Source organism: Jeotgalibacillus marinus, assembly GCF_040801915.1.
GTDB classification, from domain to species: domain Bacteria; phylum Bacillota; class Bacilli; order Bacillales; family Jeotgalibacillaceae; genus Jeotgalibacillus; species Jeotgalibacillus marinus.
The window spans coordinates 1-235 of record NZ_JBFMIA010000296.1; the positions used below are offsets into that span (position 1 = coordinate 1).

Genomic DNA, 235 nt, shown 5'->3' on the forward strand with positions numbered 1-235 from the left:
TTTCTCTTCCTCCTTCTCCCTCTTTTCCCCCCCTCTTCCCTTTCCCTCTTCCCTTCTCTTCTCCCTTTCCTCCCCCCCCCTCCTCCTCCTTTCTTCTCTCCCCCTTCTCTCTTCCTCTTTCCCCCTCCCCCTCCTTTTTCCCCCCCTCCCCCCTTTTCTTTTCTCCCTTCCTCTCTCCTCCCTCCTTTCCTCCTTCTCTCTTTCCCTTCCTTCTTTCTTCTCCCCTCTCCTCTTC

1 protein-coding gene is annotated in these 235 nt (G+C 55.7%); it reads right to left on the reverse strand.

Going from position 1 to position 235, the window contains the following annotated elements:
- A partial coding sequence (locus AB1471_RS19170) for a hypothetical protein (RefSeq protein WP_367781069.1) occupies positions 1–235 on the reverse strand: 235 nt, incomplete at both ends.